The sequence below is a fragment of the uncultured Enterovirga sp. genome, assembly GCF_964242715.1.
Classification (GTDB): domain Bacteria; phylum Pseudomonadota; class Alphaproteobacteria; order Rhizobiales; family Beijerinckiaceae; genus Enterovirga.
Genome location: NZ_CAXTAZ010000001.1, coordinates 250,743 through 264,472 on the forward strand (window position 1 = coordinate 250,743; position 13,730 = coordinate 264,472).

The window sequence follows — 13,730 nt, forward strand, 5'->3', positions numbered from 1 at the left end:
GGGCCAGGCGGGCCTGCTCGATCCGAGCAGCCTCAGCCCTCGCCTGCTCGATGCGCCCTTGCTCGGCCTTGGCCTGCTCAACTTTGGCCTGGGCCAGCCGGGCCTGCTCAATCCGAGCGGCTTCAGCCTTCGCCTGTTCGATTCGCCCCTGCTCAGCCTTCACTTGCTCGGCTTCGGCCTGGGCCAGGCGAACTTGCTCGATCCGAGCGGCTTCAGCCTTCGCCTGTTCGATGCGCCCTTGCTCCGCCCTGGCCTGCTCGGCAAGGCGGGCCTGCTCGACCCGAGCGGCCTCAGCCTTCCCCTGCTCGATGCGGCCCTGCTCGATGCGGCCCTGCTCGGCCTTCGCTTGCTCGGCTTTGGCCTGGGCCAAGCGGGCCTGCTCGACCCGAGCAGCCTCGGCTTTCGCCTGCTCGACGCGGCCCTGCTCGGCCCTAGCCTGCTCGGCTTCGGCCTGGGCCAAGCGGGCCTGCTCGACCCGAGCAGCCTCCGCTTTCGCCTGCTCGATGCGCCCCTTCTCGGCCCTGGCCTGCTCGGCTTTAGCCTGGGTCAGGCGGACTTGCTCGACCCGAGCGGCTTCGGCTTTCGCTTGTTCGACACGCCTCTGCTGGGATCTGGCTTGCTCGGCTTTGGCTTGGTCGGGGCGGGCCTGCTCGGCCGGAACGACCTCCGCTTGAGCCGAAACAGACGAGTTCTGGCTGTCGACGGGAAGCCGGTCGATGGGCACGATTCTCACATTGGGCCGCGCACCTTCGACGTTAGTCGTTCCGACAGCACATCCGGGGCGCCGGTACGGGTATGCGTCCCAGCAGGTTGCAGCTGCCTCGCCGCGCAAAGCCTGCTCCGATCCAGGTGTCTCGCTCGCCTCCCGGTTCTGGGCATCGGCGACTTCGATCTGATCGCGCGGCGGTCGCGCTTCCGCCGTAACGGCCTGAGATGACGTCGCGCCGTTCTCCCCGGCGGGAATGATGAGCGCGATACCAACGCCGATGCCGCAGGCGAACGTGACACCCGCAGCGAAAAGGGTTGCAGATGCGGAGGCCATGTTAACGTTCTCTCCAGAATATCGAAAACTTGATTGTGCCAGCTTGGTTCCCCTTGTCGGTCGCTGCCGGGGTCGGAGTCCAGCGTCAAGCTTCGCCGCATGTCGCGTCCGCGCCCTCGATATCTGTTCGGGCGGGAGTTCGCCGGGTTGACGGCGCTTCGTCGCCCGTCTGGGCTTGCTACGCCGGCTCCGAGTGACCGCGCCTCCAACAAGCATGCTCCTGGAGACGGTCCGCCCACTTCACAACCATCGTCTTGCATGCAAGCTTAGTCGCATCTCGCTCGCCGGCCGCATGCCGCGCGGAAAAGACGAGCTCCGGAGGACGTCCATGTCTCGTGCTTTCGTCGGCGCCGCTCTGGCGCTCGCCCTCGGCGTCGGCCTGCTGGCCTCGCCCGCAGAGGCCCAGACCCGCATCCGCTACGCCCATGTCGGCTCGGAAGGCGACATCCAGCACTGGTTCGCGGAGGAACTCGCGAAGCGCATCAATGCCGAGACGCAGGGCCGCGTCGTGGTTCAGGTCTTCCCCAACTCCCAGCTCGGGGGCGTTCAGGAGACGATCGACGGGGTCCGTTCGGGTGCCATCCCGATGGCCCACCATGAATTCGCCTCGCTGGCCCGGCTGGTGCCCGAGACCGCGATCTTCGCCGCTCCCTTCAACTACCGCGACGGCCGCCACGCCATGGCGGCGACCGATCCGCAAGGATCGGAGGTGATGAAGGAGGTGTCGGGCAAGCTCGTCGCGTCCGCGAACATCCGCATCATCGGCCGGCTCTATCGCGGCGCGCGGCAGATGACGGCCAAGATGGCCGTCTATTCGCCGGCCGACCTCAAGGACAAGCGCTTCCGTGGCGTGCCCCTCGCTCTCTGGACGTCCATGATCAGGGGCATGGGCGCGATCCCGACTCCGGTCGAGGTCGGCGAATTGCCGACGGCCCTGATGACCGGCCTCGTCATCGGCCAGGAAAACCCGCTGACCATGATCAACGCGAACAAGCTGTACGAGGTGCAGTCGCACGCGATGCTGACGAGCCACATGCAAAACGTGCTGCCGCTCTTCATCAACGAGCGTACCTGGCAATCCATCCCGGCGCAGGACCGGGCCATCATCGAGAAGGTCGCGGCCGAGGTCGGAGCCGAGACGCTCAAGCTCGGAGAGGAAGCCGAGACGAGGCTGATCGAGGAGCTGAAGAAGAAGGGCATGACCTTCATCACGGAGAAGGAGGGGCTGAAGGTCGACGAGTTCCGCAAGGCGGTCGGCGCGCAGATCAAGACCGACTTCCCGACCTGGGGCCCCTACATCGAGCGGATCGCGGCCGTGAAGGCCGGAAGCTGACCGGCACCCGCGCCCCTGCTCGGACGCGCTTCCGTCGTCGTTCCGGTGTTCCGCCCTCAGCGCACGCGAGTTCCATCGTGACAACGCTTGCCGTCGATGCCGACGCCGCGCACGTCCTGCCGATCACCGTCGACAGCCGGCACTACGCGGCCGACCGTGCGCTGGAGCCGCTGCGCTGGGTCTTTCGGTGGGGCAGCCTCGTCATGCTGGTTGCCATGGTGTCGCTGCCCTTCATCCAGGTCGTGGCGCGCGAGGTGTTGGGAAGCCCGATCGTCGGCGCCGAGGAACTCGCGCGCTTCATGCTCATCTGCACCGTCTTCGTGGCCCTGCCCTATGTCGTCTCGGCCGGCGCGAATATCCGCATGGAGGAGTTTCTGGGATTCCTGCCCGCGCGGCTCGTGCGCGGCGTGCAGCTCGTCATCGCGGCGACGGCCGTGTCGGCTTTCGCGACGGCCGCCGTATCCAGCGTCGTCGCGATCCGCTCCAATCTCGACAACGCGACCCCGACGCTCGGCATCCCGTACTGGATCTTTCTCGGGGCGGCCTTCGTCGGGCTGACCATGACGACGGTCGAATGCGGCCTGCAATTCGTGAAGGCGCTGCGGCGTCAGCCGCTCTACGTCACGTTCCCGCAGGAGCACGAGCCGGAAGAGGAGCTCGATCTGCCGGACGAGCTCCGGCACTAGGCGAGGCGCGGATCGTGGCTCTGACCGTCATCGCGGCTTTCGCGCTTCTGTTCCTGTTCGGCTTTCCGGTGGTGGTCGCCATCGCGGTGCCGGCCGTCATCTACATCGTGGCCGCCGATATTCCGCTGGAGCTCGTCGCGCAGCGGATGACCTATGCGCTCGACAGCTTCCCGCTCGTCGCCGTGCCGGTCTTCATCTTCGTCGGCAGCCTGATGAACCAGTCCGGCATCACGAGCGACATCTACCGCTTCGCTCACACCGTCGCCGGCCGGGTGCCGGGCGGCCTCGCCCAGGTGAACGTGATCGGATCGCTGATCTTCTCCGGCGTTTCCGGGGCGGCTTTGGCCGATATCGGCGGGCTCGGCCGCATCGAGGTGCGGGCCATGGTCCGGGCCGGCTTCACCCGCGCCTATGCCGGGGCCATCACCTGCGCCTCGGCGATCGTCGGGCCGATCTTTCCGCCCTCGATCCCGATCATCATCTACGGCTCGGTCACCTCCGTCTCGATCGTGCAGCTGCTGGTCGCCGGCATCGTGCCCGCACTCCTCTACGTGGCGCTCCTGATGATCACGGTGGCGATCCTGGCCAAGCGCTACGGTCACCCCCGCTCGTCGCGCTGGCCGACCATCGGCGAAGTCTGGCGCTCCTTCGTGCCTGCGGCTCCTGCCTTGTTCGCGCCCGTCCTGCTCGTCGGCGGCATGCTGCTCGGCCTGTTCACGCCGACGGAGGCCGCCTCCGTCACGGTCGCCTACGTGGTCGCCGTCGCAATGGTGTTCTACGGCGGCATGACCTGGCCGCGGCTGCGCTTTGCCCTCTTCGACACCGTGAAGAGCACGGCCGCGATCCTGATCATCGTCTCGGCCGCCGCCCTGTTCGGCTGGATCCTGACGATCGAGCAGCTGCCGCAGATCTTCACGCGCACCATCCTGTCGATCTCCACCGAACCGATGGTGCTGCTCCTCATCGTCAACCTGATGCTGCTCGTCGTCGGCATGTTCATCGACTCCACGACCGCGACCCTTCTCGTCGTGCCCCTGATCGCGGCGCCACTGACGCTGGCCGGGGTCGACCCGGTGCATCTCGGGATCGTCGTCATCTTCAACCTGATGATCGGCATCCTGACGCCGCCGATGGGGCTTGCCCTGTTCCTGATCGCGGACATCGCCAAGGCTCCGATGCCGGCAATCCTGCGGGCGCTCCTGCCCTTCTACATTCCGCTCTTCGTCGCCCTCGCCATCATCACGTATTTCCCGGCGCTGACCCTTTGGTTGCCGAAGATGCTGCGATGACCGCCGTCGGCAGCCCTGAGCCGGACGCGAACCGGTTGGCCCCGCCGCACGGGCGCCGGAAGGGCGAGTTGCACGCGAACGCCGTGACGGCGTTGCGCGAGATGATCGTCTCCGGCGCGCTCGCGCCCGGCGCGCGCCTGAAGGAGGTCGAGCTCGGTGCCGCCCTCGGCGTGTCTCGCACGCCTTTGCGGGAGGCCCTGAAGGTACTTGCGTCCGAAGGCCTCGTTGCCCTCCTGCCGAACCGCAGCGCCGTCGTGTCCGGCCTCGACCTCGCAGACAGCGAGGCCTTGTTCGAGGTCGTTGCGGCCCTGGAGGCGCTGGCCGGCCGGCTTGCCTGCGGCCGAATGACGGCCGAGGAGATCGAGCGCGTGGAGACGCTGAACGGCACGCTCTCGGCCCACCATGCGAGGGGCGATCTCGGGGCCTATTTCGAGGCGAACCAGGAGATCCACTGGGCGATCGTCCGGGCCTCGCGCAACGCGGTCCTGATCGAGACGTGGGAGCGGCTGCGGCACCGCGTTCGCCGGGCCCGGTTCCTGTCGAACGTCGTTCGCAGGACGCGCTGGCCGGAAGCGGTGCGCGAGCATGCCACGATCCTGAACGTGCTCAAGGCGCGCGACGGCGACCGGCTGGCGGAGCTGATGCACACGCACATCTTGGCCGGGCTCGAGGCCATCCGGTCCGGCAAGGGCACGCCGTCCGTCGAGACGAACGACAAGCAGGGAGGGGAACCATGACGATCACTCCACGACCAAGCCGGCGCAGCCTGCTCGCGGCCGGCATCGCCGCGCCGCTTGCCATGCCGGCGCTCGGGGGACGCGCCCGCGCCGCCGCCGACCTTCGCCTCACTCACCCGGCCGACACGTCGCACCCCGTCCACGTCGAGGCGGAGGCGATGGCCAAGCGCATCGAGGAACGGACAAAGGGAGAGGTGAAGATCCGCATCTTCCCGAACAACGCGCTCGGCTCTCCCGTCGAGACGGCCCAGCAGACACGGCTTGGGGCAATCGACCTGATCCTCGGCAATCCGGCCAATCTCGAGGCGCTCTCGAAGACGATCGGGGTCATCAACATCCCCTACCAGTTCGACAGCTACGAACACGCCCACAAAGTCCTCGACACGACCGCGCGCGACTGGATCGCCCAGCAGCTCAAGACGGCCGGCTTCACCTGGATCGCGAATTTCGAATGGGGCTTCCGGGCCCTCTCCAACAGCCGTCGGCCGGTGAACGTGCCAGCCGATGTCGCCGGCCTCAAGGTGCGGGTGCCGCCTGAACTCGCCATCAAGGCCGCCTTCGAGGCGCTCGGCGCCTCTATCCAGACGGTCGCGTTCCAGGAGGTCTATCTCGCGCTCTCCAACAAGACCGTCGACGCACAGGACAACCCGGTCGGCACGACCTTCGCGGCGAAGTTCTTCGAGGTGCAGAGCCACGTCGCGCTGACCAAGCACATCTACGCCTCGATCATGTTCCTGGCGAACCCGCGCTCCTTCGGACGGCTCACGGAGGAGCAGCGGCAGATCGTGACGGAGGAAGGAACCAAGGCCGGCCAGGCCGCCCGGACCGGCGTACGCGAGAAGGAGGAATTCTACCTCGCCGAGATGCAGAAAGCCGGCGTCGCGGTCACCCGCCCGGGGGTGGCGCCCTTCCGCGAGAAGATGGGCCCCGCCTACGACCAGCTCCGGAGGGCGCTGGGCGAGGAGGTCTGGGGCACCTGGACGAAGCTCGTCGCCGCGGGCCGCGTCGCCTGATCCGGACGGCGCCGGACCATGCTCATCGCGGTTGTCCTGATTGCGCTCTGCGGGCTGCTCGTGCTCGGCACGCCGATCGCCGTCGGGATGGCGATCGTGGCCATCGCGATCATGTGGTGGGCCTCCGGGCCCGACCTCCTGATCATCTTCATCCAGCGGCTCTACGCGGGGACGACATCCTTCCCGCTCCTCGCCATCCCGTTCTTCATCCTGGCCGGCAACCTGATGAATGTCGGCGGGATGACCAACCGCATCTTCGACGTCGCCCACGTCATGGTCGGGCGCATCCGGGGCGGCCTGGGCCACGTCAACGTGCTGGCGAGCGTGCTGTTCTCGGGCATGTCCGGCTCGGCGGTCGCCGACGCGGCCGGGCTCGGCGTGGTCGAGATCAAGGCCATGAAGGAGGCGGGTTACACGGCCCGCTTCGCGGCGACGCTCACGGCGGTCTCCTCCACCATCGGCCCCATCATCCCGCCGAGCATTCCCTTCGTCATCTATGGCAGCCTCGCGAATGTCTCGGTCGGGGCGCTGTTCCTGGCCGGGATCGTGCCGGGACTGCTGATGGCGATCGGGCTGATGCTGGTCGTGGCCATCGTCGCCAAGCGCCAGAACCTGCCGGTCGGCGATCCGCGCCCGCCCTGGCCCCAGACGCTCGAGATCGTTGGCCGGGCGCTCCCGGCGCTGATCATGCCGCCGCTCATCCTAACGGCCATATTCACCGGCGTCGCCACCCCGACCGAAGCGTCAGTTGTTGCCGCCCTCTACGCGCTGCTGCTCGGAACTCTCTGGTACCGCGAGCTTTCCCTCGCGCAGGTGCCGGACATCCTCTGGGAGACCGGCCGGCAGACCGCGCAGGTCATGTTCATCATCGCGGTCGCCGAGCCCTTCGGCTGGGTGCTGATCCAGCAGCAGATCCCGAATGCCGCTCTCGAGGCGATGTTCTCGATCGCCCAGCAGCCGTGGCTCGTCCTCCTCATCATCAACGTCGTGCTGCTGGTGCTCGGCACGGCGCTCGAAGGCGTGGCCATCCTGATCATCGCCTTTCCGATCCTGGCCCCGATCATCAAGACCATCGGCGTCGACCCCGTCCATTTCGGGGTCATCATCGTGCTGAACCTGATGATCGGCCTCGTCACGCCGCCGGTCGGCCTCTGCCTCTACGTGGTGTCCTCCATCGCGCGGGTGCCGCTCGCCGAGATCAGCCGGGAGCTCTGGCCTTACCTCGTCGCCCTGATCGCGGTGCTCGGGATCATCACCTACGTCCCGGAGCTTTCGCTCTGGCTTCCCAGGACCTTGGGTTACGGGGTGGTCAACTGATGCCGGCTCTCCTCCTCCGTCTCGACCGGGGCGTCGCCGCCTTCTGCAAATGGGGCGTGGTGGCGTGCCTGATCGCGCTCTCGGTCCTGCTCCTCCTCGCCGTCCTCGTGCGCTTCCTGCCCTGGAACGTCCTGTCGGGATATGACGAGGCGATCGAGTGGCTGTTCGCCTGGATGAGCTTCCTCGGCGCACTCGCGCTCTGGCGCGAGGGCACGCTGTACCGGGTGGGCTTTCTCGACGCCATGGTCTCCGAGGGCTGGAAGAGGGCGCTCGGGGTATTCAACCAGGCGCTGATGCTCGCGGTCGCACTCGTCCTGACGCTGAAGGGCGGAGAGTTCATGGCCGTGGCGGGCGAGACCATGCCATTTCTCGGTCTGGACAAGGGCTGGTGGTATCTCGCGATCCCGGCGACCGGGGCGGTCATGACACTCTATAGCATAGCGGGCATGTGGCGGGCGGCGCGCGGCGAGGAGACCTTCGTCGAGATCGGCGCGAGCTTCAGCTGACGATCGGGAGGAGAGCTGTCGTGGGACAACGTTTGGCCGGCAAGGCTGCGATCGTGACCGGAGGCGCCGGCGGCATCGGCTCGGCCGTCGGCCAGGTCTTCTGCGAGGAGGGCGCCAGGATCGTCCTCGTCGACCGGGACGCCGAGGCCATGGAGAGCGTGGTCGGGCGCATCCGGGAAAGCGTGCCGGGCGCGGAGGTGGTTCCGTTCCTGGCCGATCTCGGCCAGGAGGAGAGCGCGGCCGAGATCGTGGCCGAAGCCCAGCGCGCCTTCGGCCGTCTCGACATCCTCGTGAACAATGCCGGCATCCGGTCCTACGAGCGCCTGGCGGAGGCGAAGAGCGAGACCTGGCGGCAGATCCTCGCCGTGAACCTCCTCAGCTACGCTTACCTGGCTCGCGAGGCGCTCCCCTATCTCCGCGCAGCTCGCGGCGCGATCGTGAACGTCTCCTCCACCCACGCCTTCAACCCTCGGGCCGGGATGGGTCAGTACGATGTGACGAAGGCCGGGATCGTGTCCATGACCCGCACCCTGGCCTTCGAGGAGACGCGAAACGGCGTGCGCGTGAACGCCGTCTGCCCCGGCCTCACCTTCACGCCCTTTCACGACCGCAGGGCGAAGGCGGCCGGCCGGAGCCATGCCGATCTCGACGCGGAGGCCGAGGCGACCTGCCTGATGGGCAGGTGGGCCGACACGCGCGAGATCGCGATCCCGATCGTCTGGCTCGCCTCGGACGAGGCGTCCTACATCACCGGCGAAAGCCTTATGGTCGACGGCGGCCGGCTCGTCGTCTGACCGTCAGGCCAGAAAGAAGGCGGCATCCTGCTCCGCCCGGAGCCGCCACAGAACCGACCCGACCGGCTGGTCGACGTCGTCGGCCCTGATCCAGGCGCCACGCCGGACCGGCCGAACGAGGGTGCGGCCGACGGCCATGTAATAGGGAAGAGGCGCGCTCCCGCGGGCCGGGGCGGCATCGACCAGAAGCGGTTGCAGGTCGGGCACCGCGTGGCGTAGCCCGACGATATCGAGGCAGCGGCCAGCCGGCAGATCGCGCTCGGCCCGGGCGACGAGGTCGCAGACGGGCCGGTACGCCTCGTCGAGCATGTCGTGACCGAGTCTCGCCGCTGCGACGATCGAGATCGGCGCCTCCACGCCGAGCAGGTGCGACGGGTTGTAGACCAGGCCGTAGCGGCGGTTGCAGGAGGTCGGGATGCCCTTGCCGGCAAAGAGGTGGCCGGTCTTCTCGTCCGCAAGCTCGACGACCACGAAGACACCGCCCGCGAAGCTCGCATCCTCCGCCTGCCGGAGGCAATTGAACACGTCGAGCACGCCGGACCGCTCGAGCACGCCGCCTTCAGCACGCGGGCAATACACGTCGGGCAGCTCCGTCGTCCGCGTGAGCGGCGCGTGGAAATCGGGCCGGTCGGGCCGGAGCCCGGTCGCGTTCGCGACCAGGCACATCTCGCAGTAATCGGGAACGGTCCGAAGCGGCAGGGCCGAGACTTGCGCGGCGCGCGCATCCAGCACCGTTGCGATGTCTCGTCCCTCGAGATGCCAGACCTCATCGAGGCGCGGCGCCTCGGCCTGCAAGTCCGTCCAGGTGACAGTTCCGGCGTCCGGATCGAAGACGTAGTCGTATTCGCTGCTCTTTCCCGCCGCGATCACCGGCAGGCCGAGCACCCGGGCCCAGGAGACGAGCCCGATCAGGAGGCTCGGCTGGTCGCCATCGACGAGCGTGTAGGGAACCTGTCTCGCACGCGCCTTGCGGGCGAGGATCGGCCCCACCACGCATTCGGCCTCCTTGGACACCATGGCGACGCCGCGGCCCGCCTCGATCGCCGCCTCCGCGAAGCGCGCACCCGCCTCGGGGTCGCCGGTCGCCTCCACCATGATCTCGATCGGCAGCGCGAGCAGAAGCTCCACCGAGGCGCAGATCGCGACCGCCCCCACTTCAAGCGCAGCCCGCGCGGCGTCGAGATCTCCGCACAGGCGCGCATCGACATCCATCTCGGCCAGCGACGCCCTGGCGCGCTCGGGATCGCGATCCACGACAGCCGCGACGGTGAGCCCTTCCATGCGCCGAGACTGAGCGATCAGCGAAAGCCCGAACTCGCCGCAGCCGACGAGGCCCGCCGTGACAGAGCGCGAGCGGGCCGGCGCGAACAGGGTGGCGAACTGCATCGGTGCTGAACTCCCAATTCGTCCGTCGAGTAACTTGCATACAAGTCGATTGACAAGCGCCCGGTGCGAGGCTCACCCTCCCCACGGTCGAAGGAGCGGATCACACGCTCCGGCCGTCGGGGCAGGAGAGGATCTCTCCATGCTCGATCGGCGGTGTGCACATTTGGGAGGACCGATGGCTCTCACCCGTAGGACCGTTCTCGCGGGCGCGGCGCTTGCAGCAGTCGCGAGCGGCGTTCGCGCGCAAACGCCGATGCGCTGGCGCTTCGCCCACCCCCACCCCGAAAGCGACAGCTGGCACAAGGCGGCGCTCCGCTTCGCCGAGCTGATGAAGGAACGCAGCAAGGGCAGGGTCGAGATCCAGGTCTTCGGCGGCGGGGTGCTGGGCAACGATCCCACCATGGTCAATGCCGTGCGCGGCGGCTCCCTGGATATCGGGCTCACCGGCAACCCGTATTTCACCGGGATGGCCCCGAAGCTGAACGTGCTCGACCTGCCCTTCCTGTTCCGCGACCGGAAACACGTCGCGGCCGTTCTCGACGGCCCGGTCGGCGACGAGCTCCGCCGGGAGCTGGAAGGGTCGAGCCTCAAGGCGCTCGCCACCTGGGACATCGGCTGGCGCAACCTCACCAACAACCGTCGCCCGATCCGTGGGCCCGACGACCTCAAGGGCCTGAAGATCCGGACGACGCCCAATCCGGCGCATATCAAGGCTTTCCAGCTTCTCGGCGCGGTGCCGACGCCGATGGCGTTCACCGAGCTGTTCACGGCGCTCGAAATGGGTTCCGTCGACGGCCAGGAGAACCCGGTCACGCTGATCCTCAACGCCAAGTTCTTCGAGGTGCAGAAGCACCTGACCATGAGCCAACACGCTTTCACGACCGGCCCGCTCATCATGAACAAGGCCAAGTACGACGCGCTTCCGCCCGACCTGCAGAAGATCCTGGTCGACACGGCCCGCGAGACAGCCCGGCTGCAATGGGCGATGAACGCCGACGCCGAGGCGACAAGCCTGGCGGAGCTGAAGAGCAAGGGCATGCAAGTGGTCGAGAGCATCGACCGCGAGGCCTTCCGGAAGATCGTGGCGGACGCGGTCCGCAAGGATTTCGTCGAGAAATTCGGGCCGGAACTCGCCGCCCGGATCGATGCCACGTCGGCGTGAGCGCGATGCGGATCGTCGACCTCAGCATGCCGATCGGACCGCATTTCCGCTGGAACCCGGACGTGCAGGTCAAAGGCGACATCGCGGCGGGCGACCAGTTCCGGGTCACGCGGCTGTCGACCACCTGCCACGGCTTCACCCATGTCGACGCGCCGGCCCATTTCGTCGCGCACGCGCCGACGATCGAGGCGACGCCGCTGGACAAGGTCGTCGGCCCCTGTCGCGTGCTCGACCTCCGCGACGTGCCCGACAACGCCGAGATCGGACCCGACCAGCTCGAGGCCGGCGATCCTGGCGGACCGGACGGCGAGATCCTGCTCCTCTCGGCCGGTTGGGACCGCCGGCGCGACTCGGCCACCGCCGCGTTCTGGCGCGAGGCACCCTGGCTGTCGCGCGACGCCGCCGAATGGCTCGCGCGCAAGCGCCCCAAGGCCGTGGCCTTCGACTTTCCCCAGGATTACCCGATCCGCCTGCTCCTCGACGGCCGGAGCGTTCCGAACGACCAGCACGTCACCCACGACGTGCTGCTGAAGACTGGCGTGACGCTGATCGAATACGTCGTGAACACGAGCGAGCTCGCAGCGCCTCGCGTCCTGCTCTGCGCCGCTCCCCTCTTGATCCCTGGTGCCGACGGCGCTCCGGCCCGGGTTTTCGCGATCGAGGGCGTGCTGGCGTGAACCGCGGCCAAGGGAGGCGGCTCGTCGATCTCGGCTTTCGAGGAATCGAGGCCCTGCTCGTCGCGATCCTGGCCGCCATGCTGGTCCTCGTCTTCGGCAACGTGGTCCTCCGCTACGGCTTCAACTCCGGCATCATCGTCAGCGAGGAGGCGTCGCGGGTCCTCTTCGTCTGGCTTACCTTCCTGGGCGCGGTGCCGGTCATGCGGCAGCACGGGCATCTCGGAGTCGAGATGGTGGTCGGGACCCTGCGGGCCGCCGGGCGGCGCGTCTGCCGGGCGGTCTGCGACCTCATGATCGTCGGCTGCTGCGTGGTGTTCGGCTGGGGCGCCTGGGAGCAGACGATCCTCAACGCCACGAACTACGCCCCGGTCTCCGGCATCCCGACGGGCTGGACCTATGCGGCCGGGATGGTCTCTGCGATCGGCATCGGTGCCCTCGCACTGGCCGACCTCGCGGTGACGGCGCTCGGCGACCCCGGGGAAAGTCTCGTGGCGCACGGCCTGGAGCCGTGACCGTCCTCCTTTTCACCGGAGCGCTGCTCGGCACCATGGCCCTCGGCCTGCCGATCGCCTTCGCGCTCCTGGTCACCTCCGGAGCGCTGATGTGGCAGCTCGGCGCCTTCGACTGGCAGCTCATCGCGCTGCAGATGATCAACGGCGCCGACAGCTTCCCGTTGCTGGCCGTTCCCTTCTTTCTCCTGGCCGGCGAGGCGATGAACGCGGGAGGTCTCTCGCAGCGCCTCGTCAGCTTTTGTATGGCGCTCGTCGGGCATCGGCGCGGGGGGCTCGGCTACGTGGCGGTGATCGCCGCGATCCTGCTGGCGAGCCTCTCCGGATCGGCCGTGGCCGACACGGCGGCGCTCGCCGCGATGCTGATTCCGGTGATGCGCAAGGCGGGCTACGACCTGCCGCGCTCCGCCGGCCTGATCGCGGCAGGCGGCATCATCGCGCCCGTGATCCCGCCATCGATCGGCTACATCGTCTTCGGGGTGGCCGGCGGGGTGTCGATCTCGCGGCTGTTCATGGCCGGGATCGTTCCGGGCGTCATGATGGGTCTCGCGCTCGCCGCGACCTGGTGGCTCGTGAGCCGCAACTCGGACGCCGCGGTGCTGCCTCGCCGAAGCTGGCGCGAGGCGGGCCGCAGCATGATCGACGCGACGCTCGCCCTCGTTCTGCCGGTCATCATCGTGGGAGGACTGAAGGCCGGCGTGTTCACGCCGACCGAGGCGGCCGTGGTGGCGGCCGTCTACGCGATCTGCATCGGGATGTTCGTCTACCGCGAGCTGACGCCGGCCGCGCTGTACGGGTGCTTCCTGTCCGCCATTCGGACGAGCGCGGCCGTCATGTTCCTCGTCGCGGCCGCCTCGGCATCCGCCTATCTGATCGCGATCGCGAGCATCCCCCAGGATATCGCCGCCATGCTGGCCCCGCTTCGGGACGACAAGATCCTGCTGATGGCCGCGATGATGCTGCTGGTGGTGATCGTCGGCACAGCGCTCGACTTCATCCCGACCATCCTGATCCTGACGCCGGTGCTGATGCCGCTCGTGAAAAGCGCCGGTATCGACCCGGTCTATTTCGGCGTCCTGTTCATCATGAACAACGCCATCGGCCTGATCACCCCACCGGTCGGAACGGTGCTGAACGTCGTCTCCGCGGTCGGCAGGATCGAGCTCGGCGCCGTGATCCGCGGCGTGACTCCCTTCCTCATCGCCCAGTTGCTCGTGCTCGCGCTGCTCGTGATCTGGCCCGCGCTGGTCCTCGTGCCGGCGCGGTGGTTCTACTAGGG

Annotated in this window: 13 protein-coding genes and 1 pseudogene; 12 read left to right on the plus strand and 2 right to left on the minus strand. The window is 68.0% G+C overall.

Translation table 11 applies throughout. From position 1 onward, the window contains the following. A pseudogene (locus ACFE87_RS01195) lies at positions 1–1,042 on the minus strand (hypothetical protein); the annotation flags it as partial. A 328-nt stretch (positions 1,043–1,370) separates the two neighbouring features. Here ACFE87_RS01195 and ACFE87_RS01200 point away from each other — a divergent pair. From ACFE87_RS01200 to ACFE87_RS01235, 8 genes are all read left to right on the plus strand, one after another. Further along, positions 1,371–2,375: a TRAP transporter substrate-binding protein gene (locus ACFE87_RS01200; protein ID WP_375457759.1), complete on the plus strand. Its 1,005-nt coding sequence runs from the start codon at positions 1,371–1,373 to the stop codon at positions 2,373–2,375. Between the two features lie 77 nt (positions 2,376–2,452). Next, positions 2,453–3,061, plus strand: a complete 609-nt coding sequence (locus ACFE87_RS01205; RefSeq protein WP_375457760.1) for a TRAP transporter small permease — start codon at positions 2,453–2,455, stop codon at positions 3,059–3,061. Between the two features lie 14 nt (positions 3,062–3,075). Then, the gene (locus ACFE87_RS01210; RefSeq protein WP_375457761.1) at positions 3,076–4,350 is read left to right on the plus strand and encodes a TRAP transporter large permease; all 1,275 of its coding nucleotides are present in this window, start codon (positions 3,076–3,078) and stop codon (positions 4,348–4,350) included. Further along, a complete protein-coding gene (locus ACFE87_RS01215) occupies positions 4,347–5,087 on the plus strand; it encodes a GntR family transcriptional regulator (protein ID WP_375457762.1) in 741 nt (246 codons plus the stop codon). The genes ACFE87_RS01210 and ACFE87_RS01215 overlap by 4 nt, the downstream gene beginning before the upstream one ends. Beyond that, complete coding sequence (locus tag ACFE87_RS01220) at positions 5,084–6,100, plus strand: TRAP transporter substrate-binding protein (RefSeq protein ID WP_375457763.1); 1,017 nt, start codon at positions 5,084–5,086, stop codon at positions 6,098–6,100. The genes ACFE87_RS01215 and ACFE87_RS01220 overlap by 4 nt, the downstream gene beginning before the upstream one ends. A gap of 18 nt (positions 6,101–6,118) precedes the next feature. Then, entirely contained in the window at positions 6,119–7,417 is a 1,299-nt protein-coding gene (locus ACFE87_RS01225) for a TRAP transporter large permease (protein WP_375457764.1), read from the plus strand. After that, on the plus strand, positions 7,417–7,923 hold the full coding sequence (locus tag ACFE87_RS01230) for a TRAP transporter small permease (protein ID WP_375457765.1): 507 nt from the start codon (positions 7,417–7,419) through the stop codon (positions 7,921–7,923). The genes ACFE87_RS01225 and ACFE87_RS01230 overlap by 1 nt, the downstream gene beginning before the upstream one ends. A 20-nt stretch (positions 7,924–7,943) precedes the next feature. Then, positions 7,944–8,717 (plus strand): SDR family NAD(P)-dependent oxidoreductase, encoded by a 774-nt coding sequence (locus ACFE87_RS01235; RefSeq protein WP_375457766.1) that lies wholly within the window; start codon positions 7,944–7,946, stop codon positions 8,715–8,717. Positions 8,718–8,720: 3 nt separating this feature from the next. Here ACFE87_RS01235 and ACFE87_RS01240 read toward each other — a convergent pair whose 3' ends face one another. Further along, on the minus strand, positions 8,721–10,103 hold the full coding sequence (locus ACFE87_RS01240) for an SAF domain-containing protein (RefSeq protein ID WP_375457767.1): 1,383 nt from the start codon (positions 10,101–10,103) through the stop codon (positions 8,721–8,723). 175 nt (positions 10,104–10,278) lie between these two features. Here ACFE87_RS01240 and ACFE87_RS01245 point away from each other — a divergent pair, with 175 nt between their 5' ends. The 4 genes from ACFE87_RS01245 to ACFE87_RS01260 are packed head-to-tail and all read left to right on the plus strand — an operon-like array spanning position 10,279 to position 13,728. Then, the gene (locus ACFE87_RS01245) at positions 10,279–11,265 is read left to right on the plus strand and encodes a TRAP transporter substrate-binding protein (protein ID WP_375457768.1); all 987 of its coding nucleotides are present in this window, start codon (positions 10,279–10,281) and stop codon (positions 11,263–11,265) included. Between the two features lie 5 nt (positions 11,266–11,270). Continuing rightward, positions 11,271–11,942 (plus strand): cyclase family protein, encoded by a 672-nt coding sequence (locus tag ACFE87_RS01250; RefSeq protein ID WP_375457824.1) that lies wholly within the window; start codon positions 11,271–11,273, stop codon positions 11,940–11,942. Beyond that, the gene (locus ACFE87_RS01255; RefSeq protein WP_375457769.1) at positions 11,939–12,454 is read left to right on the plus strand and encodes a TRAP transporter small permease; all 516 of its coding nucleotides are present in this window, start codon (positions 11,939–11,941) and stop codon (positions 12,452–12,454) included. The genes ACFE87_RS01250 and ACFE87_RS01255 overlap by 4 nt, the downstream gene beginning before the upstream one ends. Continuing rightward, positions 12,451–13,728: a TRAP transporter large permease gene (locus ACFE87_RS01260; RefSeq protein WP_375457770.1), complete on the plus strand. Its 1,278-nt coding sequence runs from the start codon at positions 12,451–12,453 to the stop codon at positions 13,726–13,728. Before ACFE87_RS01255 ends, ACFE87_RS01260 begins: the two co-directional genes overlap by 4 nt. Positions 13,729–13,730: the final 2 nt, after the last annotated feature.